A 25020-nucleotide genomic window follows, 5' to 3' on the forward strand; every position below is an offset into this window, starting at 1 on the left:
ATGCTGCGAAGGAGATGAACGCCAGGGCCGCTTGCGGATTGGAGCCGAGAAAGACGCAATGCACATTGTAATCTGTATCAAGCAGGTGCCGGACTCCGCGCAGATACGTGTCCACCCGGTGACGAACACGATCATGCGCCAGGGCGTGCCGACCATCATCAACCCTTACGACCTGTTCGCCCTCGAAGAGGCACTGAAATTGCGCGGCGCCCATGGCGGCGAGGTCACCGTGCTTACGATGGGTCCGCCGATGGCAGAAGATGCGCTGCGCAAGGCGCTCACCTATGGCGCCGACCGAGCGGTACTCTTGACCGACCGCTGTTTTGCCGGCTCCGACACGCTGGCGACCTCCTTCGCGCTTTCTCGGGCAATCGTGAGAATTGGCGAGACCTTCGGCGCGCCAGACATCGTCTTCGCCGGCAAGCAGACGATTGACGGCGATACCGCCCAGGTCGGGCCCGGCATCGCCAAGCGCCTCGGCCTCCTGCAGTTCACCTATGTGGCGAAGATCGACTCTATCGATGTCGATGCGCGCGAGATCACCGTCAAGCGCCGTTCGGAAGGCGGTACGCAGATGCTGAAAAGCAGGCTGCCTTGCCTCATCACAATGCTGGAAGGCACCAACGAAATCCGCAGGGGCTCGCTCGACGACGCCATGCGCGCCGCGCGCAGCCAGATCGTGAAATGGAGCGCGGCCGAAGCTGGCATTGAGGACCTCAACAAATGCGGCCTGCGCGGCTCGCCGACGGTCGTCAAGCGCGTTTTCGCCCCAACCACGAAGGCGGAAAAGGCGACGCAGATCGACATGACCGACAAGACGCAGCACGACCTCGCTGACGAACTGATCGCCGCAATCTTTACCCGCCAGCCAGCGCTGGAACACGAACTCGCCTTCGACGGCGGCCAGTGACGGGACGGCAAGGAGAGATGATGTCGAACGCGAACCGCGAAGCCCCTCCTTCCGCCGGCCGTGCCGGCATCAAGAGGGAATTGCCTGAGCACTTTAGGGACTATCGGCACGTCTGGGTTTTCATCGAACTGGAACGCGGCGAGGTCCATCCCGTGTCCTTCGAACTGCTTGGCGAAGGCCGCAAGCTCGCCGACAAGCTAGGCATCCAGCTTGCGGGGATCGTGCTCGGACCGCCGGGCGAGGCCACGCAGCATGCCGTTGCCGAGGCCTTTGCTTACGGCGCCGACCTTGTCTACCTCGTCGAGGCACCGCTGCTTGCCGACTATCGCAACGAGCCTTTCACCAAGGCGATGACGGATCTGGTCAATACCCACAAACCGGAGATCCTGCTTCTCGGTGCGACCACGCTCGGCAGGGATCTCGCTGGCTCAGTAGCGACGACCTTGCTGACAGGGCTCACTGCCGACTGTACCGAACTCGATGTAGATGTCGACGGTTCGCTCGCCGCGACCCGTCCGACTTTCGGCGGTTCCTTGCTATGCACGATCTATACGCTCAACTACCGGCCGCAGATGGCCACGGTACGACCGAGGGTTATGGCCATGCCACCGCGGACGGACAAGCCGGTCGGGCGTGTCATCCGGCACAAGCTGTCAATGACCGAGGAAGAGATCATCACCAAAGTCCTTGGCTTCAACCTCGATCGCCAATCGGCAAAGGCAAATCTCGCCTACGCCGACATCGTGGTTGCCGGAGGCCTCGGTCTCGGCTCAGCGGAGAATTTGCAGCTTGTGAAGAATCTAGCGCGGGCAATCGGCGCCGAATATGGCTGTTCGCGCCCGTTGGTCCAGAAGGGCTGGATGCCTGCCGATCGGCAGGTTGGCCAAACTGGCAAGACCATCCGGCCAAAGCTTTACATAGCGGCCGGGATTTCCGGCGCCATTCAGCATCGGGTTGGCGTGGAGGGGGCTGATTTGATCGTGGCCATCAACACCGACCCGAACGCCCCGATCTTCGAATTTGCCCATCTCGGCATCGTCACCGACGCAATCCGTTTCCTGCCGGCATTGACGGAAGCTTTCACCCGGCGGCTGTCGCCGCACAGCCACGACAAGCTTGCGAGCTAAGGGAGAGGGCCATGATCGAGCAAGAATTCGACGCCATCGTCGTCGGGGCCGGTATGTCCGGAAACGCGGCCGCCTACACCATGGCAAGCCAGGGCCTGACGGTGCTGCAGTTGGAGCGCGGCGAGTATCCGGGCTCCAAGAATGTCCAGGGCGCCATCATGTACGCCGACATGTTGGAGCAAATCATTCCGGATTTCCGGGATGATGCGCCTCTCGAGCGGCATCTGGTCGAGCAGCGATTCTGGGTGATGGACGACACCTCCCACACCGGGATGCAGTATCGATCGGACGATTTCAACGAGGCGAAGCCCAATCGCTACACGATCATCCGCGCCCAATTCGACAAGTGGTTTTCGCGCAAGGTGCGCCAAGCCGGCGCGACGGTGCTGTGCGAGACGACGGTGACCGAACTTGTCCGCAGTGCCAGCGGCAAGGTGATCGGCGTGCGCACCGACCGGGCTGGCGGGCCGATCTACGCGGACGTCGTCGTGCTCGCAGAAGGTGTCAACGGGCTGCTCGGTACACGGGCCGGCCTGCGCAAGATGCCGAAGCCAGAAAGCGTGGCGCTCGCTGTCAAGGAAATGCATTTTCTACCCGATGAGGTCATTGAGCAGCGGTTCGGCCTCCAGGGCGACGAAGGCTGCGTGATCGAAGCGGCGGGCACGATTTCCCGCAGCATGGCCGGACTGGCCTTCCTCTACACCAACAAGGAGTCGATCTCTCTCGGCATCGGCTGCCTCGTCTCCGATTTCGCCCAGACAATGGAGAGCCCTTACGTCCTCCTCGACAACTTCAAAAACCATCCTTCGATCCGGCCGCTGATCGCGGGCTCGGAAGTCAAGGAGTATTCCGCGCATCTCATTCCCGAAGGTGGCTACAAGGCAATTCCGCAGCTCTTCGGCGACGGCTGGGTGGCGGTCGGTGATGCCGCCCAACTGAACAACGCTATCCACCGCGAGGGTTCGAACCTCGCCATGACTTCCGGCCGCATCGCGGGCGAGGCAATCATTGAGATCAAGGGCCGCAACCAGCCGATGATCAGGAGGAACCTCGCCCTCTACAAGACCATGCTGGACAAGTCCTTCGTAGTCAAAGACCTGATGAAATATAAGGACATGCCGGCCCTTATACACACCAATTCCCTCAATTTCTTCATGACTTACCCGCAGTTGATGTCGCAGGCCGCGCAGAACTTCATGCGGGTCGACGGCACCCCAAAAATCGAGAAGGAAAAGGCGACCACTGCTGCCTTCATCAGGGCGCGTTCGCGCTGGGGGCTGATCAGCGATGTGGTCCGCCTGGCACTCGCGTGGCGCTGAAGGAGAAACAGGATGACGATGGCCGTGACGAAGTTACGTGTCGAGGAGAAGCTTTATCAGAACCGCTATCTGGTCGATCCAGGCCGCCCGCATATCAAAGTGCGACCGCACGAGAGGCCGAGCGCGAACCTGCTCGCGCTGACACACATCTGCCCGGCCAAGTGCTATGAGTTGAACGACAAGGGACAGGTGGAGACGACTTCCGACGGCTGCATGGAATGCGGCACCTGTCGCGTGCTGTGCGAGGCCAGCGGTGAGATCGTATGGAATTACCCGCGCGGCGGTTTTGGCGTTCTCTTCAAGTTTGGATAACTGCCGCAAAGAGCGAGAAACGAGAGGCTCGCAATTGCGGTCAAGACCGCCAATATTGCTCACAAACGCCCGAAAAGCTGAAAATACTATGTTTCTGGAACTCGAACTACAAAAAAGGGGTTGGGAGGAGCACCTTGGACAACCCTTGAGGTGTTTGCATGGCTCACATGCTTCCAGATCAGGTCGGTGAAATTGTATCTCGGAACACCCCGCCTGAACCTGCGGTCGAAGCGGCGCGCAATGCGGACAGCTTGCTCAGGGGAATCTACGAGATATCGAAGATTCTGACTGCCCCGACCCGGCTGGAGATTACGCTTGCCAATGTCGCGAATATCCTCTCCTCGTTTGTGCAAATGCGTGATGGCGCAATCGTCGTCCTGGATGCTGAAGGAGAGCCGCAGATTAGCGCAACTACCGGCGGTGCTGTGCCTAAGTCAGCCGCCGGCAGCGTCATACCCCAGGCTGTAATAGACAAAATCGTCGCTACTGGAGTGCCGATCGTCATACAAGACACAAGCACGTCCGAGCTATTTCAGGCTGATCCTCAATCGAGCAGCGGCACGGTCGCAACTGCGTTTATCGGTGTCCCGCTAAAGGCTGAGGAAAAGATCTTCGGGACGCTGTCGATCGACCGCGTCAGGAACGGTACCACCAGGTTCCGCTACGAGGAGGACTTACGTTTCCTGGCCATGGTCGCCAATCTGGTCGGCCGGACCATCCGCCTGCATCGCACTTTGAGCACGGCTGGTCAGCGACTTATCGAGAAGCAACCGAGACCAGAGCAGTCGCTCGACGAGGACAGGACCCATCCGGCCCGACATCCGCATGTCAAGATCGACGGAATCATAGGAGAAAGTCCCGCGCTCAAGCAAGTGCTGGAGATCGTCTCGGTCGTGGCCAGGACCAATTCCACCGTGCTTCTTCGAGGCGAAAGCGGTACCGGCAAGGAGTTCTTTGCACAGGCCATCCATAAGCTTTCACATCGGAGGGAGAAATCCTTCGTCAAATTGAACTGCGCCGCACTGCCCGAAAGCGTTTTGGAATCGGAGCTCTTTGGCCACGAGAAGGGCGCCTTCACCGGGGCTATCCTGCAGCGCGCTGGCCGGTTCGAATTGGCAAATGGCGGAACGCTGCTGCTTGATGAAATCGGCGAGATTTCGCCTGCCTTTCAAGCCAAGCTGTTGCGCGTCTTGCAGGAAGGAGAACTGGAGCGAGTGGGCGGCACCAGGACCCTAAAAGTTGACGTGCGGCTCATATGCGCCACCAACAAGGACCTCGAGACGGCTGTCCGGAATGGAGAGTTCAGGGCCGACCTTTATTACCGCATCAATGTGGTGCCAATAGTTCTGCCTCCCCTCAGAGAACGACCGGGCGATATTCCACGCCTTGCGAACGCTCTCCTCGACCGATTCAACAAGGAGAACCATCGCGATCTTGGCTTCACGCCGTCGGCGCTTGACCTGATGTCGCAATGCTATTTCCCTGGCAACGTGCGTGAGTTGGAGAATTGTGTGAGACGGACGGCCACACTTGCGCGTTCAACGACAATAACTGCGTCGGATTTCGCCTGCAAGAACAGCCAGTGCCTGTCTTCGCTTCTGTGGAAAGGAGTCGACCGTTCGCACGGCGCCTATGCCGTCGACGGGTTCGCACGTGGCAATATGATGCCGGTTGGATCGCCGCTGCCTGCCATGCGAGTCGGCCCCTCACAGAATGAGGCATCGCCCGGCGAGACCTGCGACCCCCACCATCCCGTTTGCCCTGCAATGAACCCGCGTCTGACGGAACGCGACCGGCTGATTGATGCGATGGAGAAAGCCGGCTGGGTTCAGGCCAAGGCGGCTCGTGTTCTTGGTCTCACGCCGCGGCAGGTCGGCTATGCTTTGCGCCGGCATCGTATCGGAGTGAAGAAGTTCTAAACGTCCCTGATGACATCAAACGTGGGGGCGCGGTTGCTGCCCGCACCGGGCGTAACTGAGACAAGACGTCACTTTTCGCATTGCTTTTGACCGTTGTCGGCGACCTGACAAAACCGTGTCGCAGGAAACGGACACAATTGGACACAAAAGGCCGACGTAAAAGCCAACATGACGGATAAGACCGCTTTTGGGGTTGGCATATCTCTTGCGCTCTGAAGTGCGATGTTCACATCACGCACGGAGCCGCTCCATGTCCGCACCGATGATTTCGCTACAGGGCCTTTCCGGCACGACAGTCTTCGATCAGTCGCCGGCGAGAGCGAAATCCGGTGGCTGCGCATCTTCATCCTGCGGCTCCTCCGCGAAGCCGCACGAGATGGACTCGGCCGTCTGGGAGAAGATCAAGGATCATCCCTGCTTTTCAGAGGAAGCGCACCACTATTTCGCGCGCATGCATGTGGCGGTCGCCCCAGCCTGCAATATTCAATGCAACTACTGCAATCGCAAATATGACTGCGCCAACGAAAGCCGGCCTGGGGTCGTTTCGGAAAGGCTGACGCCCGACCAGGCGCTGCGCAAGGTGATCGGGGTTGCCAACGAAGTGCCGCAGCTTTCCGTGCTTGGCATCGCCGGACCGGGCGATGCCTGTTACGACTGGAAGAACACAAAGGCGACATTCCAACGGGTCGCCAAGGAAATCGCCGACATCAAGCTGTGCATCTCAACCAACGGGCTCGCGCTGCCAGACCGCGTCGCCGAGCTTGCCGAAATGAATGTCGATCACGTGACGATCACCATCAACATGGTCGACCCGCGGATCGGTGCCAAGATCTATCCGTGGATCTTCTATGACAACCGCCGTTATACCGGCGTTGAGGCAGCCACGATCCTGCACGAACGACAGATGTCGGGGCTGGAGATGCTGACGGCGCGCGGCATCCTCACCAAGATCAATTCGGTAATGATCCCCGGCGTAAACGATGAGCACCTGATCGAGGTGAATAAATGGGTCAAGGAGCGCGGCGCGTTCCTGCACAATGTCATGCCGCTGATTTCCGACCCGGCGCACGGTACGCATTACGGCCTGAGTGGGCAGCGCGGCCCCAAGGCAATGGAGCTGAAGGCCCTTCAGGATCGTCTCGAAGGCGGCGCCAAGTTGATGCGCCACTGCCGGCAGTGCCGGGCCGATGCTGTCGGCCTGCTCGGCGAGGATCGTGGCCAGGAATTCACGCTCGACCGGCTTCCCGACAAGGTCACGTACGACGCCAGCAAGCGCGAGTCATATCGGGCAGTGGTCGCGCGCGAGCGGGGCGATCGCCTGGCGGCCAAGAGCGAGGCGCTCGGGATGGTCAAGACCGCAGGCTCCGGCAAATCGCTTCTGGTAGCGGTGGCGACCAAGGGTGGCGGCCGCATCAACGAGCATTTCGGCCATGCGAAGGAATTCCAGGTTTATGAGGCCTCTCCGAAAGGGATCAGTTTCGTCGGTCATCGCAAGGTCGAACAGTATTGCCTCGGCGGCCGGGCCGAGGACAAGAGGCTCGACGGCGTCATCTCTACGCTCGAAGGCGTAGACATCGTGCTGTGCGCGAGAATTGGAAATTGCCCCGAGGATCGTCTCAAGGAAGGTGGGATCCGAGCAACAGAGGCTTACGGGTATGACTACATCGAGACCGCGATCGGCGCGCTTTACGCCGCCGAGTTTGGGAGTGAGCCACTGGCTGCGACGGCCTGAGCCGCCTCATTCTAACCGAACCGGAGTTGAAAATGGCCTTTAAGATCATCGCTTCCCAATGCACCCAGTGCGGTGCCTGTGAGTTTGAATGCCCTTCGGGCGCGATTAAGTTCAAGGGCGAGATCTACGTGATCGATCCGAAAAAGTGCACCGAATGCGAGGGGACCTTCGAAACGCAGCAATGCGCCTCGGTATGTCCGGTGTCGAAGACTTGCGTCCCTGCCTGACCTCCATTTCGGCTACCGACACGGTCGAGGCGCCTCCGCAGGACCATTGACCTCCTGTTGGAAAGCTGCAGCCGAGAGAAAGGAACGGCCATGAGCCTCGGACGCGAACAGGACATCGAAATCCGTACACCCCCGCGATTCATGCCGGGTGAGCGGGTCCGCGCCACACGCCACATAAAAAATGACGGCACCTATCCGGGCAAGGAGATCGGTGAAAATCTGGTGCGCAAAGGCGACGAGGGCTATGTGCGCGACATCGGCACCTTTCTCCAGCAGTTCTACATCTATGCGGTCGAATGGGTCGATCGCGGCACCGTCGTCGGCATGCGTGCGCGTGAACTCATGAGCCTTGAGACGGCCCGGACTCCTTCCAGTGCCGAAATCGGTGCTGGCTTTAACAAAGGAACGGCCCGATGAGGGTAATGATCCGCAGGACCGGTGCTGGCTTATCGGCATATATTCCCAAAAAGGATCTCGAAGAGCCGATCATCAAGGTTGACAACGAACACTTATGGGGCGGGGCTGTGACGCTGAAGAACGGCTGGCGGTTAGAGCTGCCCGACCTTCCGTGGGACACGCCTTTGCCGATTACCGTCGAAGCAAAGAAGATTTCCGACGAGGACTGACCTTCGGGTTTACACAAAGAGAGCGGCAAAGGGATACGAGCATGAACACAATGACCTCGGGCCATCTCGTCGTCATTCGGGACAGTTTTGCCGAAAGGCAGCTTGACCTTTTGAAGAAAGCGCTCGCGGCCGATCAGGTCATTCCCTATCTCGGCCCGGGTCTGCTTGAGATCCGCTCCGCGGGACCGCCCGTACCGCATACCCCCGAAGCCGTTGCCGCAGCGCTCAACAAGCGCACGCCAGCCCCTTCGAAGATTCGCACCAACATGTGGTCGGTAGCGCAGTATATCGAACAGCGCCGGCACCGCCGGACGCTTCAAGTTTGGATGGCCGAAATATTCGCGGCCCCGGTGGTGCCGACCATCTTGCATGCCTGGCTTGCAACGCTGCCGCTCTCCGTGATCGTCGACAGCTGGTACGACGGTGCCATGCGCGCGGCTCTAATACAGACCCGCCGAACGGACGTCGTCGAAATACAGGGCGTAACACGGGCGCACGAGATCGGTGACATTTGGACGAAAGCCTACGATTTGTCCGGGATATTACTCGAATCCGCACCAGCGGCGAAGACGGTTCTCTACGCCCCTCACGGCGGTGCCAGGCCGGCCGCAAACTTCCTCGTCGCAGATTCCGACTACGTTGAAGTGCTGAGCGAAATCGACATCCAGACGCCGATCCCTGACCTGGTGAAGGAACGGCGAGCTAGCCGTGGTCTTTTCTTCATCGGCTGCCGCTTCAACGATCAGATGCTGCGCACCTATGCCCGGCAGATCATGAAGCGCTCCAATGGCCCACATTTTGCGGCAATCGATACAGCGACGCTGACCAAGAACGAGCGTCGTTTCCTTGCGGCAAGCGCAATCACGGTCATTGACATGCCGACGGGTCAGGCCGCAGCCCGTCTCGTCGGACTGGGCGAGACATTGCATGAAGCCAAACGGGGTATCGTTTGAGCCATTCTCAGACGCCTCAACATTGCCGAAAAGGTAAAACGGGCAATTGACTTCCGGGTTTTTCAACAGCTCCGAGAGGCGCTCTGAAAAGCTACGACGGTTATTTCATTCGAGGCTGCAGCGGATATGGCATTCGATGCTGCGGATGAACGCAGCGGCGACGGGCTCGAACCAGCCGAGCAGAGCATAGTCTGGCGCCAGGGTTGTCGCGGCGAGCGGTCGCAGCTGATCGGCTTCACTTGGCGGTAAAAGCTGTGGCACGGCGCGATGACCAGGGCCGGTTGGGGTCGATGCCAATCGAGCTAAGGCCAAGCGTGCTCACCGCATAGGCGGTCACCTGCCATTGCCATATAGGCGGTCACCTGCCACTGCCATCCCAGAGCGTCAGGATGATCGCGTTGCGCGACAGCTTGGCGCGCCGCAGACGCGAGCGATTGGTTCAGGGCAGCCCGCTTCGCCATCAACGAGACCCGCTGCTGCATGAGTTGTAAACGCCCGCACCACGGCGCCCCGAATCCGCGCTTGTGGCGCCATGACCTTGAGGCGAGTGAGTTCGGCGCTAACAACGCAGACTGAACCAATCCGATCAGCCCGGCCCATGCCGGAGAGCACGGCGACCAATGCCGCCAGCTCCACCGCGCAGGGGGACACGATCCCGCCTGCGGCTAAGCGCGAGTTGAAAAGCATACGTCGACGCCCGCCATTTCCGCATGCACCGCCTTGGATAAGGCCTGCCTCGAGGCATGATGGGGGCCTGGTTGGCTTTCCTGTCGATGCCAGCTTCGTAAGCAGCGGCTCCCGCGAGGTCGAGCAGTTCTAACTGGCGGCTTGAGTTGACGGCGCTCACGCACAGCCGTTCCAGGTGCGGCCGGTTATGCGGCCTTCCCCTTCCCATTTGGCTTGGGCAAGCTTCTGGGTGATCCTCTGCATCGCCGGTCGCAGAGAGGTCCGGTCTGCAACGTCAGCACAGGCCACTATTGCGGCCGCCTCGGGATGTATGCGTCCCTCTCATCTGTTTGGCCGGACTGGGCGAGCTTGCACCCGGTCGGACATGCAGTCCAACCTGGATGCGCGCTTCCACATCAAGCCGCATGAAGGCGAAGAAAATCCTCATACGTCGCTTGCAACCCGGCACCAAGAGACGTTTTGGCTTTCCAGCCAAGGTTACGCAAGCGCGTTACGTCCAGTAGCTTGCGCGGAGTACCGTCTGGCTTCGTCGTGTCGAACACCAAATTGCCCTCCCAGCAGACCGCCGCCTTGACGAGTTCCGCCACCTCGCGAATTGTGACGTCCTCACCAACGCCAACATTAATCAGGGGCGCAGTGTCGGGGGCTGTTAAGGCGTCAAAATCCGAATCTGGCAGGCCAAGCAGGAACGCAATGGCATCGCCTACATCCGACGAATACATAAACTCTCGCCGAGGATTTCCGGATCCCCAGACCCCCACAGAGGAGTCGCCGTTCATTTTAGCTTGATGAAAGCGGCGTATCAGAGCAGGCAGAACGTGACAATTCTCGGGGTGATAATTATCGCCGGGACCATATAAATTGGTCGGCATCAATGCGAGATAGCGCGCCTTGTACTGCCGGTTGAAAGACCAGCACGATTCGACACCTGCGATTTTTGCCAAAGCGTAGGGACGATTCGTCGCTTCAAGCGGACCGGTGAGAAGGTATTCCTCCCGTATCGGCTGCGGGCAGTCGCGTGGATAGATACACGAGGAGCCAAGAAAAATCATCCGTTCGACGCCGGAAGCGTAAGCGGCATCAAAAACACTGACTTGAATCGCGAGGTTGTTATGAAGGAAATCGACAGGGGAGCTAGCGTTCGCCAGTATACCACCAACCTTTGCGGCGCACATAACGACGTAATCTGGCCGTTGCGACATGAAGAACCTGCGCGTCTCGCTCCGGTCAAATAGATCCAGTTCGTCGTGAGTACGTGTTATTATCTCATAGGATCCTAACGCCTCGAGGGCTCTCATTGTGGCGGATCCAACAAGGCCGCGATGGCCTGCCACATAGACTTTCTTCATCTTTTTGTTTTCCATTGTTAACGCTCTGGGCGCTCCTTAAGAAGGCCACCATAGCACTGACAACAACCCAGCATGGCGCCGCCGTTGTCAGCATAACTCTCGTGGACTGTGTGAATAATAACCCTGCTTCATCAGCACTGCCTCACGCTCTGCCATGCGCAAATCTTCCCGAACCATCTCCCTAACCAATTCGATGAAGGAGATTTTGGGCTCCCACCCAAGTTTTTCTTTTGCCTTGCGGGCATCGCCGAGAAGTGTCTCGACTTCTGCAGGACGAAAATAACGGGGATCTACTTTTACGATCAGAGCTCCCGTCTTTGCATCGTACCCCTCTTCGTCGACCCCTTCCCCCACCCAACGAACATCGATGCCGAGTTCAGCGGCCGCGACGGTGACGAATTCGCGCACCGAATGTTGCTCACCGCTAGCGATCACAAAGTCTTCAGGTTGCTCCTGCTGCAGCATCAACCACTGCATCTGGACGTAGTCTCGAGCGTGCCCCCAATCGCGACGCGCATTAAGGTTCCCCAGGAATAGAGTGCGCTGCATTCCAAGCTTAATCCGAGTCAAGGCGCGCGTGATTTTGCGAGTTACAAATGTTTCTCCGCGCGCAGGTGACTCATGATTAAATAAAATGCCGTTACATGCATACAAATTGTAAGATTCTCGATAATTTACGGTGATCCAGTGAGCATACAATTTGGCAACAGCGTAGGGGGACCGGGGGTAGAACGGTGTCGTCTCGGTCTGTGGCGTTTCCCGCACCAGCCCGTAGAGCTCAGACGTCGAGGCTTGGTAGTAGCGCGTATGCTTGACGAGCCCCAGGATCCGAATTGCCTCGAGGATACGCAGCGCACCCAAGGCATCGGAGTTCGCGGTGTATTCTGGTTCTTCAAAGGAGACTGCAACGTGGCTCTGAGCTGCCAAATTGTAAATTTCGTCCGGCTGAACCAGTTGGATGACGCGCGTAAGGCTCGACGAGTCTGTCAAGTCCCCGTGGTGAAGTGTAAGATCAACGCCACTTTCATGAGGGTCATGATAGAGATGGTCTATACGGCCCGTATTAAAAAGAGACGATCGTCTCTTTATCCCATGCACAGAATAGCCCTTTTCTAAAAGCAATTCTGCGAGGTAGGAACCGTCTTGCCCCGTAACCCCGGTGATTAAAGCTACTTTTCTCTTTGACAAGCTTGAATCCTTTTGATTTTGACGCGCCCATGAAAACGCTCGCCTGCGGCGGGATTGCGTGGCGAGAAAGGGGCGTATTGGGCAGGGCGAACGGGGGCCTCTGCGCGAAAGCAAGGGAGAGTTCGAGCGGGATGCCAGCCTTTCATGGAGCCGGGGAACGTTCGAAAGAGTTGTCGATCAAGATCAAACGACGCGGGTCATTCAAATCGAATTCGACAATTCGTGGCACGAAGAGGCGGGCATAGCGGGTGAAGGCGCTAGTCGGAGGAAAGCGAATAACAGTGTCGCATCGACCGAGGAGATACATCTCAACGAGCGCGGAAAACCCCCCGTCGGTGCCCAGTGCGGCACTGTGTAAGGGGCCGGCCTGATCCGCCTGGAAGCGTTTTGGGACGGTGAAAAGTTCGGGAAATACGCCCGACAGGTGATCAACAACCTTGGCGCTGTCTGTACACAAGAACACCTTTACAGGTCTTGAATGCGGTTGCGCCTTGGCCATACGAATGGCAGTGCATACCTGCTCTAAGGCAACCTTCGGATCAGCCCAGTAAGGTGCGTGATCCATAATATCTTCGCCGTTGCCGTGGCGGACATGGACTCCAACTATGCTGTGCCCGTCAAAATGTTCCTGGTAGAGCGCTTCAATGCGATCCTCAATTTCGACCCTCGGTGTGATGCTCCTAAATATGGTTCGCTCGGCCTTTTCATCGCAGCGCCACATCAAGCAAGCATCACACACTACCGTGTTGGCTTCACAATCATCTTGGGCCTGGAAAAGATCGTTAAGCTCGTCACGTTCTTGGAAAATCTGTTCATCCGGACGGTACACGCAGTCGATGGATGGCTTGTTCCACCAAGACGGGAAGAAGGGACCAGGGAATGAGACGTGGTTGATCTGGTCATCGCAAATGACCCGTACACCACCGATATCCTCAATTGGCTTGAAGAAAGCTGGAAAGGCATTCGCAAACGGGTTGTCAAGGTAACAAGAGCCGCGCCAATCTATTGCTAAAGCTCGTCCCGTCCGATGTGCGTAGTCCCAAGCCGACGCGAGAGACCACAGGCAATCACCGAGACCCGTGCGCCGTCGAGAAACAACGAACCGATCGTTCCTTGAGCGATCAACAAGCATCTAAATTGCCTCTCTCCAGGCAAGCGCCTGCGCAATTCGGGGAAGATTGTCGTGCTGTGCCAATGCGATGTAGCTTGCGTCTGTCGCGGAAGTGCCTGGCCGCGATGGACGCGCGCCTGGGCTGGTCTTCCGCGCAGACCAGAAAATGCTCTTCGGAGCCAACGCAAACATCAACCGCTTTCCTTAAGGCTGCTACATTCTTGAATTCTTTCTATGCATCGTGCCGTAACATCGGTAAAATCGTCTGTTTCGATGAAACGCATCCACGCCATGGATGGTAGTGACATGGGTTCCAGAGCGTTGGCTGTGAACCCTCTCGCTGTGCTCGACGCACCGCTAACCCCAGCGGAACCTCACGGTGACAGCACGCAGCATCGACCTAAGTGAGCCGGCCATGAGCGCGGGCCGCGGCCACGAAGCTTCGACTGGGCCAGGTTCTGCATGGGAGCGCCACAAAGAAAGAGGCGATGCGTCGAGCTGTAAGCGAGCCTGAGCTCGCTTTCGAAGCGCTATGCCATCAACCCCAAGACGGTCGCGAAGTGGAGGAGCGGAGTTCGACCGCCGATCTGCCCACCGGCCCCAGGGAGCCGAGATCGAAGGTTCTGTCTGCCGTAGAAGAAGACCGTTGTTGTGGCCTTCCGCCGCAACACACTGCTGCGCTGGACGATTGCCTCTACGGCCTTGCAGCCGACGATCCCGCATCTGACGCGCTCTTCATTGCACCGATGTCTGCAGCGCAAGCATCGGCTTCTTCCACATTGATATTGCGGAGATCCCAACCGAACAGGGCAAGCTAAACATCAAGGCCTTTGTACCGCGGCACCGCCTGTCGCGAACCTTCGCGCCCCTCTGTCCCGCCGGCACCAAAGGAGACCGTCGCGGCGCCGTTGTTGCTAGATCACATTCAATTCCCTAAACGCCCGCCCTTCGGCGACACGGATGTACCCAAACGCGGAGCAATCGACCGTGCGGTAGCCGCCATGCACGAGAAGCTCGGCCAGCGCCTTGCCGACCGCCGGGGCCTGCTGCAGACCGTGGCCTGAAAATCCGTTGGCGAAGAGGAAATTTTTCACCTTGGGGTGCGGCCCGATCACCGCGTTCTGGTCGAGCGTGTTGTAATCGTAGTGCCCGGCCCAGGCGCGGGTAGGCTTGATGGCCTCGAAGGCCGGAATGCGGGTCGCCAGCACCGGCCAAATCACCTCTTCGAACAGCGGCCAGTCGACCTCGAAATCCTGGGGATCGGCCGGCCCGTCGCCCTCTTCCGGCTCGGCGCCGCCGGTGAGATAGACCGAGCCTTCCGGCCTGACATAGATGCCGGAGGGATCGACCAGCAGCGGCATGTCGGCATATTTTTCGCGCGCCTCGAAGACGAAGACGTTGCGCTTGCGTGGCTCGACCGGCAGCGCCAGTTGGGCAAAAGCTGCGACCTTGCCGGCATTCGGCCCGGCGGCGTTGATGACGGTGCCGGCTTCGAGCGTCTCGCCATTGTCGAGGCTGACGCTGGTGACACGGTCGCCTTGCCGCTCGATGCCGATGACCGAGGCGGTCATAAAGTCCACGTTCTTGCCGCGCAACGCCTTGCGGAACAGCATCAGCATCGCATGCGCGTCGAACCAGCCCTCGCCGCTGCGGCCATAGGCGCCGGCGGTGATGCCCTCGGCCGACAGCCAAGGGAAGCGGCGCGTCAGCTGGTCCGCGTCCTCGAGCAGGATGTCGGCCCCCTCGGCGACCTGCGCTTCGTGATTGGCATTCAGGATCGGCAGCCCGTTCTCGCTAGCGAGAATGAGAAAGCCGCCTTCGCGGAAACCGATATCGGCATCGGTGCCGAACGTCTCCTTCAGCCGCCGGAACAGTTTCATGGTGAACTGCGACAGGCGGATGTTCTGCGGGATCGAGAATTGCTGGCGAATGGAGGCGCAGGACAACGTCGTTGCCGCGTGCGCGAACTGCGGATCGCGCTCGATCAGCGCGATCGAGCCGGAAAACCCTTCCTCGCGCAGATAGTAGGCGATCGAAGAGCCGACGATGGCTCCTCCGATGATAACGATGTCGTAACGCACTTTTTTGTCGCCTTTCCGGTAACCGCCCGTGTCGATCACACAGCCGTCAGCATGATGTCGAAGCGCGTGCCGCGGCGGGCGCGGGCCTAGCGAGTTGAAAAGGGTTGCCGGATGCGCTTGATCCAGCGGCGCTCACGCAGCTGCCGGTCCTGCCTCACGCAGCAAGTCGTCGGCTCTGTCCTTCTTCTCCCAGGTGAACTCAGGCTCTTCACGGCCGAAGTGTCCGTATGTCGCCGTGTTGCGGTATATCGGGCGTACGAGATCAAGCATCTTGATGATGCCTTTCGGTCGGAGATCGAAAACATGCGAATCCAAACATGAGGCCCTGATCCCGCCCTTGCTCGAGATCCTGCCATCGTCCTTCATCAACGCCCTGGCTGATGTCGGGCGACTGCCCGGTGAGAGCCAGAGCGACGGCGCAATTTCGACCATCAAAGCCGATGGCATCGTCGTAGCCAATATCGAGTATCGTATCGCGGGCGACTTGGGTGTAGTCGATGTGCGCATGGCTGGTACCCTCGTCCTGCTGGCTTTGTCATTTCGCGCTCTTCGCAAATGCTGTTTGGCGGCGGAACATAAAACGACACCAGATTTCTGCCGCCACTGATCTCGAAAGTTGTGATGAGCGTACCATTGACAGCGATTTGCGCTCGCAACGATTCCATGAATTTCTTTGAAGGATCTGTTGCAACGCTAAACAACAACGCAACGAGATTGGCGGGGGCCTGGTAAGACGGCAAGCTGGAACTGGTTGGCCAAGAGGGAGGCGATCGGCGCACCTTTCCCCAGGCGACGTGCTAACTTGCATCGTGCACCTCATCCGCCATTTGCTAAATGTTTAGATGGGTATTCGGCTTTGCCCCACGTCTTGAACGGTGTTTGAGGTGCTGCGCTTCGAGCTGATGATAAAACGTGGTCTGCGTGAACAGCCACAAGCATCAGGAAAGGAAGCGCAGCATGAAGCATTATGCCGGACTGGACGTCTCCGTGAAAGAGACGACCGTTTGCATCGTGGATGAAGGAGGCCGAATTTGCAGAGAGATGAAGGTTGCGAGCCATCCGGACGATCTTGTAGAGGCGTTGAAGAATCCCGCCTGGAATCTGGCCCGGATCGGGCTTGAAGCCGGTCCCTTATCACAATGGTTGTTCAGTGGTCTGGCGGGAGCCGGACTACCTGCAATCTGCATCGAAACCCGTCATGCGAAGGCCTTTCTCAAGGCGCAGGTCAACAAGACCGACCGCAATGATGCGCGCGGCATCGCGCAGATGATGCGGGTTAAATTGTTCCGGCCGGTGCACGTCAAGACGCTGATGAGCCAGAAACGCCGGGCGCTGTTGACAGCCCGCAAGTTGCTGCAGGAAAAGGCCATCGCAATTGAGAACGACATTCGAGGCCTGTTGCGTAACTTCGGTCTCAAGGTTGGCATTGTCGGCGCTGCCAAATTTGCGGATCGCATCCAGGACCTTTCCGGCGACATTCCGGAGCTACGTGACATCATGGAGGTGTTGCTCGCCGCCCGGCAGAAACTTCGCGAGCAGTTCACGGTACTGCATGAAAGGCTGCTGTCGATCGTGAAGGGTGACACGGTTTGCAGGCGGTTGATGACCGTACCTGGTGTCGGACCTGTCGTTGCGCTGGCTTTCAACGCCACGGTCGACATTCCTGCCCGCTTCAAGAATTCGAAGGACGTAGGGCCGGCTCTCGGGTTGACGCCGCGCTTGCATCAATCAGGCGAGGACAATCGCGTCGGACGTGTTTCCCTGTGCGGTGACGCCATGATGCGAACGCTACTTTATGAAGCCGCGCAAGTCTTACTGACGGTGGTGAAAAAGTGGTCATGGCTGAAAGCTTGGGCGATGAACGTCGCTAAGCGCCGGGGCCGACAAAGAGCGACCGTTGCCCTTGCTCGCAGATTGGCTGTCATCATGCACAGAATATGGTCCGACGGCAGTGAGTTCCGCTGGGCGCGAGAGGAAGCAACGGCGATGATATAGCCGGGTCCACCAACGAAAGGGAGAAGATCCGATAACGAGATCCGCCAGGGGCGGATGAATGTCCTTCGCGGGACGGAGGATGAAGAGAGGACGTGCCGGGACTCGTTTCCACCGCCGCAACATGGTGAGAACGCTGTTTAGATTGTCCCCTTCATTCCAACTGATCCCATGCTGGGAGGGCCCAAAGCGCCGATCCCGAAGAGAAGCAAGGCCTCGCGAAAGACATCAAATGCCCGTGGTAGAGGAAGCTTGAAAGCGATTGACTTCAACACGCCGAATAGAGAAGTCCCGGCATTTGCTGGAGCGGATTGAAAGTGAACGCTCGGCTGGGAAGCCCATGCCTTCCAGATGAACTCGCAGGGCGTGAGGCCCTTGAGAGTCTTCAGGTTGCGGCCGAAATTGTAGGCCGCGACGAAGTCGGCAAGATGCCGACGCAGTTGGTCGCGATCGTCGTAGTGGAAGCGCTTGACGGTTGCGTCTTGATGGTCCGGTTCATTCTCTCGACTCTTCTCGCCGGCCTGTCGCCGTCGACATCTGGCAATCGGCCGATGCTTGCCTGCAGACAGCGGTGGGAGCGCGTCAGATGCGGGACGTCGGCTGCAACGCGTAGAGGCAATCGTCGAGCGGCAGCAGCCTGTTGCGGCGGAAGGCCACAACAACGGTTTTCCTCGACAGACAGAACTGTCGACTCCCTGGAGCCGGTGGACAGATCGGCGGTCGAATTCCGCTTCTCCACTTCGCGACCGTCTTGGGGTTGATGCCATAGCGTTCCGAAAGCGACCTCAGGCTCGCTTCACCTAGCCCATAGTGCATCCTTTGAGTCGGACGAGAATGGCGAAATTTCTTTTCCGCGACATGCAAGCAAGAAGGCTTCAGCCAATGGCGGTTTTTCGATAATCGGCCGTGTCTATCCCATGTCGTTTCAGCTTGTCGTAGAAGGTCTTGCGGGGAACTCCCAGGACTTCGATCGTGCGCCTCACGTCGCCGCCGCATTCCTGCAAGGCATCGCGGATGACAGTCGCCTCATAAAGGCTGACCTTCTCGGACAAGGGGAGGCTTGATACCGCTTGTTCCTTTCGACCTGATGCAATGGGCGTGCCTAGCCTTTCAAGTCCCAATGCAACGCGATCGGCGAAATGCACGAGTTCACGGACATTGCCGGGCCAATTGTGGCTCACGAGGCGATCGCGCACGCCAGCGCTTATGTCCGGAACTGGCCTGCTGAAGCGTTTGGAGGCGCGTTCCAGGAAATGCCCAAAGAGCATCGGGATGTCTTCGCGTCTTTCGCGAAGCGGCGGGATGCGGAGCGTCACCACATTCAGCCGGAAATAAAGGTCTTCCCGGAAATCTCCGCGGGCGGCCGGATCGCCGAGATCGGCCTTGGTAGCCGACACGACACGAAGGTCGATGCTGCGGGTTTCGTTCGTGCCAAGCGGCGTGATCTGCCGGGTCTCAAGCACCCTCAGAAGCTTCACCTGGAGTGCTGGCGGCATCGACTCGATTTCGTCGAGGAAGAGCGTCCCTCCGTTCGAATGCTCGATGCGACCGGTCCTGCGCCTCTGCGCGCCAGTAAAGGCGCCTGCCTCGTGCCCGAAAAGTTCGCTATCGATGACGCTTTCGGGCAGCGCTCCACAATTCAGGGCAACGAAGGGCTTCGTGCGTCGTCTGCTCCAGCGGTGAAGCAGATCCGCGACCACCTCCTTGCCCGTGCCCGTCTCGCCTTCCACAAGGACATCCACATCGGTATCGGCGATCTGGCGGAGAGTTTCGCGCAATCGAATCATGGTCGGTGCCTCCCCGATCAGCGGGATATCGCCCGCAGATCGGACAACCGCATCCCTAAGACGTCTGTTTTCCAGGACCAGGCGCCGTTTTTCCGAAGCGCGATGCAGCGTCACGAGAAGCCGGTCGTTCGCATATGGCTTCGAGATGAAATCGTAGGCGCCATCCTTGATGGCGGCAACGGCCAGCTCGACGTCGGCATGCCCGGTGATCAGGACAACCGGAATTTCCGGGTCGATCGCCTTCACTCGCTCGAAGAGCTGAAGTCCGTTCAGCCCGGGCATACGGATGTCACTCACGACAGGGCCATCGAAGTTCCCGTCGATTCTGGCGAGTGCGGCCTCGGCCGAACCGAACACGCTCGGTGAGAACGAGGCAAGCTTCAGCATCTGCGTGGCTGCGCGAAGCACATCCTCGTCATCGTCGATAAAAATGACCGGTCCTGATTCAGCACTCATGCCGCTCGCCTCAGCTCGACCGTGAAAGAAGTCCCTCTCCCGTGGCCGGCATCATCATGCCGCAACGAGCCGCCGAGCTCACGCGCGATCTCTTGCGAAATGACCAGGCCAAGACCGAGACCCTTTTCCTTGTTGGTAACGAACGGCATGAAGAGGCTCCTGCGAATGTCGGGGGCAAGGCCGGGGCCGTTGTCCCGAAGGGAAATAGCGACCATTTCCCCGTTTTCGGCGAGCGCTATCTCGACGCGGGGCTCCGGTTGATCCTTCAGAGCGTCAAGCGCGTTCTGGAGAAGGTTGACGAGTATCTGCTCCAGTCGCATGCGGCTTGCCATGACAATTGGAGACGGATCGATCCGCTTCCGTTCAATCGTCACACCGGAATCGCGAATTCGGCCTGAAAGAAGCGACAGAGCGCCGTCGATCGCGTCGTCCGCCGGTATCGGTCCCATCGATCCGCTGGCGCGGCGGGAAAAGGACCTTAGCGTTTCAGTGATCGTGCCGATCCTGCCGGTCATGGCGACGATCGAGGTCAGATTCTCGGCGGTTTCTTGCGACCGGCCGATCCCTAGAAGACGCGCGGCATTTTCAGCATAGGTGCGGATTGCGGCGACCGGCTGGTTGATCTCGTGGGCGACCCCGGCCGTTATCTGTCCCAGGATTGACAAGCGGTTCGCCTGGGCGAGTTCGTCGCGCAGGCGACGCACTCTTGCTTCAGCGTTCTCTCGCTCGGCGATCTCACTGGCGAGCGCTGCGTTCGAGCTCTGGAGCTCCGCCGTGCGCAGTTCGACGCGATGCTCCAGTTCCGCATTCAGCAACACAAGCACTTCTTGCCGCTGCCGGGCCGCCCGCCGCCGTCGAACAATGATGAAAATGACGAATCCAACGAGAACGAGGGCAAGCAGCGTTGTCACGCGGGCTGTCATGACCGCCGAGGAGATCTCGGTGTCGGCGGGGATGAGCAACGACATGCGCCAGCCCGGAACTGCTTTGCCGAGATCCTGCGAAACCGCAACGAAACCGGCTGATCGACTCTCAGGAGTTGCGGTGACCAGGTTGTCGCCGCGGCGGGAAAGCGGCACCGGCTCGAAAGTCACGCCCGGTAGCTGCAGACGATCGCGAGCGGTTTGCTTCTCCTTTGCGGAAAGCGGTGAGAGAGTGCCAAAACGCCATTGGGGCACGCTCGTGGCAAGAACCACGCCTCGCTCATCGGTCGTGAAGACCACGAAGCCGCTCTCCAGCCAACGCGACTCGACGCGGTCGAGCTCCACCTTCACCACAACCACACCGAGCGGCCCCTCCGGCCCATCGACCCGGCTCGACAGATAGAGACCAGGGCGCGCGCTAACCGTGCCGAGCGCATATTGCATAGCCGCGCTATCCGCCATCGCCTCGGTGAAGTAGTGGCGAAAGCGGTAATCGCTGCCGACGAAACTGGTCGGCTCGCCGGCGTTGCTCGCAGCGACCGCTACGCCCTCAGGATTAATGATGTAGAGTATAGAAGAGCCGGCGTCGCGCGCGATGGCGCGAAGCTTCTCATCAAGCGCGGCTTCGTTGGCAGTGCTCGGACTGCGAAGCATCTCCTGAACGGCACCGTCGCGTGCCAGAACCAGCGGAATCATTCGCTGCTTCTCGATCTCTCCTTTCAAACTGTCGGCTGCAAGCGGGAACGCGGCAAGAGCACGGTCGCGTAGGGCATACTCTGCTCTGGTGCCGGCGATGCGTCCCGTTGCAAAGACGACGAAACAGAGCGCCGCACCAAGAATTGCAAGCAAAACCACAAGCCAGAGAGATCGACCGCCGGATCTACCAGGGAAGACCAATGGGACGCGCTGGAAGGCGCCATTACCCATGTCTTCTTCTTCTGCCATCGTATTCTTAAAACCGATCATTGACGAACCATAGTGCGGGGTTCCGCCAGAAGGGAAGGCGATCCGTGCGGAAAACCGCACAATCTTGCTGCGCGATTTGTTGAAGATACCTGAGGCTCCGGCGATTTCCGCGCTCTCTTGGCTTGGCACGGCTATTGCGGTCAACAACGCAGCAGCGTTCGACCGGGGCGCCGCGATGGGAGAAGCCGCGGGGAGGAACAGCCCGCCCCAAACCGGTCAGGGAGAGAAAACTTACATGTTGACCCCACTGGCTCCAAGCGTAAAGCGCGCACCCCGCAAGACCCTTTTTGCCAAGCCTTACGTGCAGGTGCTTGTCGCAATCCTCCTCGGAGTTGCGGTTGGCCATTTTTATCCGCAAATCGGAGAAAACCTGAAGCCGCTCGGCGATGCCTTCATCAAGCTCGTCAAGATGATCATCGCGCCCGTTATCTTTCTGACCGTGTCGACTGGCATTGCCGGCATGAGCGATCTTCAGAAGGTCGGCCGTGTTGCCGGCAAGGCGATGCTCTATTTCTTCACCTTCTCGACGCTCGCGCTTATCGTCGGCCTCATCGTCGGCAATATCGTTCAGCCTGGCGCCGGCCTCAACATCGATCTGACCTCGCTCGACGTGCAAGCCGTCAATGGCTATGCCTCAAAGGCCCATGAGCAGTCCGTGACCGGCTTCCTGATGAACATGATCCCGACCACGATTGTCGGCGCCTTTGTGGAAGGCGACATTCTACAGGTGTTGTTCTTCTCCGTCCTCTTCGGCATCGCGCTGGCGATGGTCGGAGAATCGGGCAAATCGGTTCTTTCCTTCCTTCAGGACCTCACTGCACCCGTTTTCAAATTGGTCGGCATCCTGATGAAAGTCGCGCCGATCGGCGCTTTCGGAGCAATGGCCTTCACGATTGGCAAATATGGCATCGGCTCGGTAGCCAACCTTGCGATGCTGGTCGGGACCTTCTATCTCACGGCCTTCCTCTTCGTGTTCGGGGTTCTCGGTGCAGTCTGTCGTTACAATGGCTTCTCGATCTTTTCTCTTATCCGCTACATAAAGGAAGAGCTGCTGCTGGTCCTCGGAACGTCCTCCTCCGAGGCTGCGTTGCCCTCTCTCATGGGGAAAATGGAAAGGGCCGGCGCCAAGCGCTCGGTCGTGGGCCTGGTTATTCCGACCGGATATTCCTTCAATCTGGATGGCACCAATATCTACATGACCCTCGCGGCCCTTTTCATCGCGCAGGCGACGAATACGGATTTGTCAGTTAGCGATCAGGTCCTGCTGCTGCTCGTCGCGATGCTTTCCTCGAAGGGTGCAGCAGGTGTCACAGGTGCCGGCTTCGTCACGTTGGCCGCTACGCTCTCCGTAGTGCCGGCAGTTCCCGTTGCTGGAATGGCCCTGATCCTTGGCGTCGACCGCTTCATGTCGGAATGCAGGGCACTGACGAATTTGGTCGGTAACGCGGTGGCATCGCTCGTCGTCGCCCGCTGGGAAGGCGAACTGGATCAGGCGCAATTGAAAGCTGCATTCTGCGGCCACCAGCCTGCCGAGACATCAACCGGCCAGCCACTGACAACGCCCGCGCCGAGCAACTCGGCAGCATCGCTGCCGGTTGAATCGCCTAGCTGGTCGCAAACGCCGGACGATCGGGCCGCGGGGTCTAAACAAACTCTCGCGGGCCGATGAAATCAAGAATCCCGAAATGCAGTGGGTGCGAAATCATCTGCGCCTTGCGAAGGTCTTGCACCGGTCACGACACACAAGCCATCGATGATGCGCTTAATGCCTCCGAAGTTTGCGACGGTTCGTGGAACCGGCCGCGGAGCTCGATCGGAGCCGTCGGCACGGCTGAACAATTCGCCCACGCTCTCCGTTTCGGCTTCTACCTCGCACCACGCCACGACAAGAATTCGGTAGCGAACAGGATCAATGCAGGAATGACAGATTTTACTGAACCGACCTTTGCCGGATTTCTTCTTGATGTCGTTTAATCAGACTCGAACAATGGCGAAGCGACCCATAATTGCTGATATCGCCCGGGAAGCCGGGGTTAGTGTTGCCACCGTGGACCGAGTTCTGAATGCCCGTCATCCGGTGCGGAAGGAGACTGCGCAGCGGGTCTTAGCGGCGGCACAGGCCATCGGATATCACGCCGCAGGTCTTATCAAGCAGCGCCTGCAGCCGGACCTGCCGCAATATCGGCTTGGCTTCATCTTGAGAAAACCGACTCACCACTTCTACCAGGGCTTCGCGCGTGAGGTCGAAGCGGCGGTCAACGCGGCGAAGTGCTTCCATGGCACTTCGCTCATCGAATTCGCGCCGTCGCACATGCCGTGCGACCTTGTTCCACTGCTCAAGGAATTCGGCGCGCGCTGCCACGCGATCGCCATGGTGGCGCCGGACCATCCGGCGATCACGGCAGCCGTCCAAGAACTCAAGGCAAAAGGCATCCCCGTTTTCTCGCTGCTTTCCGATTTCGCCGAAGGTGTCCGTGAGGGTTATATCGGCCTCGACAACCGCAAGGTCGGGCGGACGACAGCTTGGATGCTTTCAAAGGTCGCAAGACGGCCGGGCAAGGTGGCGGTTTTTGTCGGCAGCCACCGTTTTCAGGGGCAGGAGCTGCGGGAGGTCGGCTTTCGCTCCTATTTCCGTGAGAATGCACCGACATTCGAGCTGCTCGATCCGCTCGTGAACCTTGAGGCACGGCAGATCACCTACGAGGCCACGCTGGATCTCATGCAACGGGAACCCGAACTCACCGGCTTCTATGTGGCCGGCGGAGGTATGGAGGGAGCGATCTCCGCGCTCCGTGAAGAAGGCGAAAGCCGGGGTCTCGTCGCGATCGTTAACGAGATCACGCCGGAGTCACGGGCTGCACTCGCAGATGGCATGATCACGATGTCGGTCGCCACGCCCCAGCGCCTGCTTTGCCAGGAACTGATGACGCTGATGGCCCAGGCCATCAAGGTCGGCACTTCGGAGACGCTTGGGCAGACTTTTCTGCCGTTTGAGATCTATCTGCCGGAAAACATCTGAAAAACTGATAAAATACTATCATGAGAGCCTAATTTCCTTTCATTCATGAAAGAAAAGCAGCGGGAGTTTGATTGACTCACCTCCCTCATTCCGGTCTCGTTTAACAACGAATGATTGCTGCGCGGCGGAAGCCAGTCAGCCGAGAACGACGACCCGCACTTCATGAAGAGAGAGGAAAGCCATGCGTCAAGCATCGCTCCGCTTTGCGATCGACCGCATGACGCCGCCCCATCTTGCCAGGGCCGCACTTGCTCGCGGCCCGGGCCTGACTGGCATCGACATTAGCTATCATCTCGATGGCAATTTCATTGCGCGCGAAAAGCCGGCTGCAGACGT

At 58.9% G+C, this 25020-nt stretch carries 20 protein-coding genes and 3 pseudogenes; 15 read left to right on the forward strand and 8 right to left on the reverse strand.

Going from position 1 to position 25020, the window contains the following annotated elements; translation table 11 throughout:
* Positions 1–58: 58 nt before the first annotated feature.
* The 10 genes from MESS4_RS18320 to MESS4_RS18365 all read left to right on the forward strand — a co-directional run bounded on the left by MESS4_RS18320 (position 59) and on the right by MESS4_RS18365 (position 9125).
* Positions 59–910 carry an electron transfer flavoprotein subunit beta/FixA family protein gene (locus tag MESS4_RS18320; RefSeq protein ID WP_006333853.1) on the forward strand — a complete coding sequence of 284 codons (852 nt, stop codon included), beginning with the start codon at positions 59–61 and terminating at the stop codon, positions 908–910.
* Positions 911–930: 20 nt separating this feature from the next.
* A complete protein-coding gene (locus tag MESS4_RS18325; protein WP_006333854.1) occupies positions 931–2037 on the forward strand; it encodes an electron transfer flavoprotein subunit alpha/FixB family protein in 1107 nt (368 codons plus the stop codon).
* A gap of 11 nt (positions 2038–2048) precedes the next feature.
* Positions 2049–3356, forward strand: a complete 1308-nt coding sequence (locus tag MESS4_RS18330; RefSeq protein WP_006333855.1) for an FAD-dependent oxidoreductase — start codon at positions 2049–2051, stop codon at positions 3354–3356.
* 12 nt (positions 3357–3368) lie between these two features.
* On the forward strand, positions 3369–3668 hold the full coding sequence (locus MESS4_RS18335) for a ferredoxin family protein (RefSeq protein WP_006333856.1): 300 nt from the start codon (positions 3369–3371) through the stop codon (positions 3666–3668).
* A gap of 158 nt (positions 3669–3826) precedes the next feature.
* Positions 3827–5587, forward strand: a complete 1761-nt coding sequence (gene nifA, locus MESS4_RS18340) for a nif-specific transcriptional activator NifA (RefSeq protein WP_006333858.1) — start codon at positions 3827–3829, stop codon at positions 5585–5587.
* 250 nt (positions 5588–5837) lie between these two features.
* Positions 5838–7319 carry a nitrogenase cofactor biosynthesis protein NifB gene (gene nifB / locus MESS4_RS18345; protein ID WP_006333866.1) on the forward strand — a complete coding sequence of 494 codons (1482 nt, stop codon included), beginning with the start codon at positions 5838–5840 and terminating at the stop codon, positions 7317–7319.
* A gap of 32 nt (positions 7320–7351) precedes the next feature.
* Positions 7352–7546, forward strand: a complete 195-nt coding sequence (locus MESS4_RS18350) for a 4Fe-4S binding protein (RefSeq protein ID WP_027033172.1) — start codon at positions 7352–7354, stop codon at positions 7544–7546.
* Positions 7547–7636: 90 nt separating this feature from the next.
* Entirely contained in the window at positions 7637–7963 is a 327-nt protein-coding gene (locus tag MESS4_RS18355) for a nitrogen fixation protein NifZ (RefSeq protein WP_006333875.1), read from the forward strand.
* Positions 7960–8172, forward strand: coding sequence for a putative nitrogen fixation protein NifT (nifT, locus tag MESS4_RS18360; RefSeq protein ID WP_006333877.1), 213 nt, complete (start codon positions 7960–7962; stop codon positions 8170–8172). Before MESS4_RS18355 ends, nifT begins: the two co-directional genes overlap by 4 nt.
* Positions 8173–8213: 41 nt before the next feature.
* Positions 8214–9125, forward strand: coding sequence for an SIR2 family protein (locus tag MESS4_RS18365; protein WP_006333887.1), 912 nt, complete (start codon positions 8214–8216; stop codon positions 9123–9125).
* Positions 9126–10207: 1082 nt separating this feature from the next.
* Here the strand turns inward: MESS4_RS18365 and MESS4_RS18375 are convergent.
* The 3 genes from MESS4_RS18375 to MESS4_RS18385 all read right to left on the reverse strand — a co-directional run bounded on the left by MESS4_RS18375 (position 10208) and on the right by MESS4_RS18385 (position 13481).
* Positions 10208–11176 (reverse strand): GDP-L-fucose synthase, encoded by a 969-nt coding sequence (locus MESS4_RS18375; RefSeq protein WP_027033168.1) that lies wholly within the window; start codon positions 11174–11176, stop codon positions 10208–10210.
* A 72-nt stretch (positions 11177–11248) separates the two neighbouring features.
* On the reverse strand, positions 11249–12349 hold the full coding sequence (gene gmd / locus MESS4_RS18380) for a GDP-mannose 4,6-dehydratase (protein WP_027033167.1): 1101 nt from the start codon (positions 12347–12349) through the stop codon (positions 11249–11251).
* 142 nt (positions 12350–12491) lie between these two features.
* Entirely contained in the window at positions 12492–13481 is a 990-nt protein-coding gene (locus tag MESS4_RS18385; protein ID WP_006333903.1) for a nodulation protein NodZ, read from the reverse strand.
* Between the two features lie 425 nt (positions 13482–13906).
* On the opposite strand from MESS4_RS18385, the pseudogene MESS4_RS34610 reads away from it, so the two are divergent.
* A pseudogene (locus MESS4_RS34610) lies at positions 13907–14283 on the forward strand (IS481 family transposase); the annotation flags it as partial.
* Positions 14284–14374: 91 nt separating this feature from the next.
* Here the strand turns inward: MESS4_RS34610 and MESS4_RS18390 are convergent.
* Together MESS4_RS18390 and MESS4_RS34615 are read right to left on the reverse strand one after the other, a co-directional pair.
* Entirely contained in the window at positions 14375–15541 is a 1167-nt protein-coding gene (locus tag MESS4_RS18390) for an FAD-binding oxidoreductase (RefSeq protein WP_036241594.1), read from the reverse strand.
* A 132-nt stretch (positions 15542–15673) separates the two neighbouring features.
* Positions 15674–15847, reverse strand: a pseudogene (locus MESS4_RS34615) (methionine adenosyltransferase domain-containing protein); the annotation flags it as partial.
* 31 nt (positions 15848–15878) lie between these two features.
* Between MESS4_RS34615 and MESS4_RS34620 the strand changes: the two are divergent.
* Both MESS4_RS34620 and MESS4_RS18400 read left to right on the forward strand, forming a co-directional pair.
* A complete protein-coding gene (locus MESS4_RS34620) occupies positions 15879–16148 on the forward strand; it encodes a hypothetical protein (protein WP_244441158.1) in 270 nt (89 codons plus the stop codon).
* A gap of 350 nt (positions 16149–16498) precedes the next feature.
* Positions 16499–17536, forward strand: coding sequence for an IS110 family transposase (locus MESS4_RS18400; protein WP_006333911.1), 1038 nt, complete (start codon positions 16499–16501; stop codon positions 17534–17536).
* Positions 17537–17801: 265 nt separating this feature from the next.
* Here MESS4_RS18400 and MESS4_RS32395 read toward each other — a convergent pair.
* The 3 genes and pseudogenes from MESS4_RS32395 to MESS4_RS18410 form a co-directional block, all read right to left on the reverse strand.
* Positions 17802–18331 (reverse strand): annotated as a pseudogene (locus MESS4_RS32395) (IS3 family transposase); the annotation flags it as partial.
* Between the two features lie 77 nt (positions 18332–18408).
* Positions 18409–19776, reverse strand: a complete 1368-nt coding sequence (locus MESS4_RS18405) for a sigma-54 dependent transcriptional regulator (RefSeq protein WP_006333917.1) — start codon at positions 19774–19776, stop codon at positions 18409–18411.
* On the reverse strand, positions 19773–21644 hold the full coding sequence (locus tag MESS4_RS18410) for a sensor histidine kinase (RefSeq protein WP_036241597.1): 1872 nt from the start codon (positions 21642–21644) through the stop codon (positions 19773–19775). Before MESS4_RS18410 ends, MESS4_RS18405 begins: the two co-directional genes overlap by 4 nt.
* 256 nt (positions 21645–21900) lie before the next feature.
* Between MESS4_RS18410 and MESS4_RS18415 the strand changes: the two genes are divergently transcribed.
* Together MESS4_RS18415 and MESS4_RS18420 are read left to right on the forward strand one after the other, a co-directional pair.
* On the forward strand, positions 21901–23334 hold the full coding sequence (locus MESS4_RS18415; RefSeq protein WP_006333919.1) for a dicarboxylate/amino acid:cation symporter: 1434 nt from the start codon (positions 21901–21903) through the stop codon (positions 23332–23334).
* 318 nt (positions 23335–23652) lie between these two features.
* On the forward strand, positions 23653–24684 hold the full coding sequence (locus MESS4_RS18420; protein ID WP_006333923.1) for a LacI family DNA-binding transcriptional regulator: 1032 nt from the start codon (positions 23653–23655) through the stop codon (positions 24682–24684).
* Positions 24685–25020 lie beyond the last annotated feature (336 nt).

This window comes from Mesorhizobium sp. STM 4661, from assembly GCF_000359125.1.
Lineage (GTDB): Bacteria > Pseudomonadota > Alphaproteobacteria > Rhizobiales > Rhizobiaceae > Mesorhizobium.

Coding starts and splice junctions, on each gene's coding strand:
- MESS4_RS18420 (WP_006333923.1), top strand. CDS start 23,653: ATGGCGAAGCGACCCATAATTGCTGATATCGCCCGGGAAGCCGGGGTT.
- nifT (WP_006333877.1), top strand. CDS start 7,960: ATGAGGGTAATGATCCGCAGGACCGGTGCTGGCTTATCGGCATATATT.
- MESS4_RS18405 (WP_006333917.1), bottom strand. CDS start 19,776: ATGAGTGCTGAATCAGGACCGGTCATTTTTATCGACGATGACGAGGAT.
- MESS4_RS18410 (WP_036241597.1), bottom strand. CDS start 21,644: ATGGCAGAAGAAGAAGACATGGGTAATGGCGCCTTCCAGCGCGTCCCA.
- MESS4_RS18355 (WP_006333875.1), top strand. CDS start 7,637: ATGAGCCTCGGACGCGAACAGGACATCGAAATCCGTACACCCCCGCGA.
- MESS4_RS18350 (WP_027033172.1), top strand. CDS start 7,352: ATGGCCTTTAAGATCATCGCTTCCCAATGCACCCAGTGCGGTGCCTGT.
- MESS4_RS18385 (WP_006333903.1), bottom strand. CDS start 13,481: ATGCTTGTTGATCGCTCAAGGAACGATCGGTTCGTTGTTTCTCGACGG.
- MESS4_RS18335 (WP_006333856.1), top strand. CDS start 3,369: ATGACGATGGCCGTGACGAAGTTACGTGTCGAGGAGAAGCTTTATCAG.
- MESS4_RS18365 (WP_006333887.1), top strand. CDS start 8,214: ATGAACACAATGACCTCGGGCCATCTCGTCGTCATTCGGGACAGTTTT.
- MESS4_RS18320 (WP_006333853.1), top strand. CDS start 59: ATGCACATTGTAATCTGTATCAAGCAGGTGCCGGACTCCGCGCAGATA.
- MESS4_RS18330 (WP_006333855.1), top strand. CDS start 2,049: ATGATCGAGCAAGAATTCGACGCCATCGTCGTCGGGGCCGGTATGTCC.
- MESS4_RS18415 (WP_006333919.1), top strand. CDS start 21,901: ATGTTGACCCCACTGGCTCCAAGCGTAAAGCGCGCACCCCGCAAGACC.
- MESS4_RS18325 (WP_006333854.1), top strand. CDS start 931: ATGTCGAACGCGAACCGCGAAGCCCCTCCTTCCGCCGGCCGTGCCGGC.
- nifB (WP_006333866.1), top strand. CDS start 5,838: ATGTCCGCACCGATGATTTCGCTACAGGGCCTTTCCGGCACGACAGTC.
- MESS4_RS18400 (WP_006333911.1), top strand. CDS start 16,499: ATGAAGCATTATGCCGGACTGGACGTCTCCGTGAAAGAGACGACCGTT.
- nifA (WP_006333858.1), top strand. CDS start 3,827: ATGGCTCACATGCTTCCAGATCAGGTCGGTGAAATTGTATCTCGGAAC.
- MESS4_RS18375 (WP_027033168.1), bottom strand. CDS start 11,176: ATGGAAAACAAAAAGATGAAGAAAGTCTATGTGGCAGGCCATCGCGGC.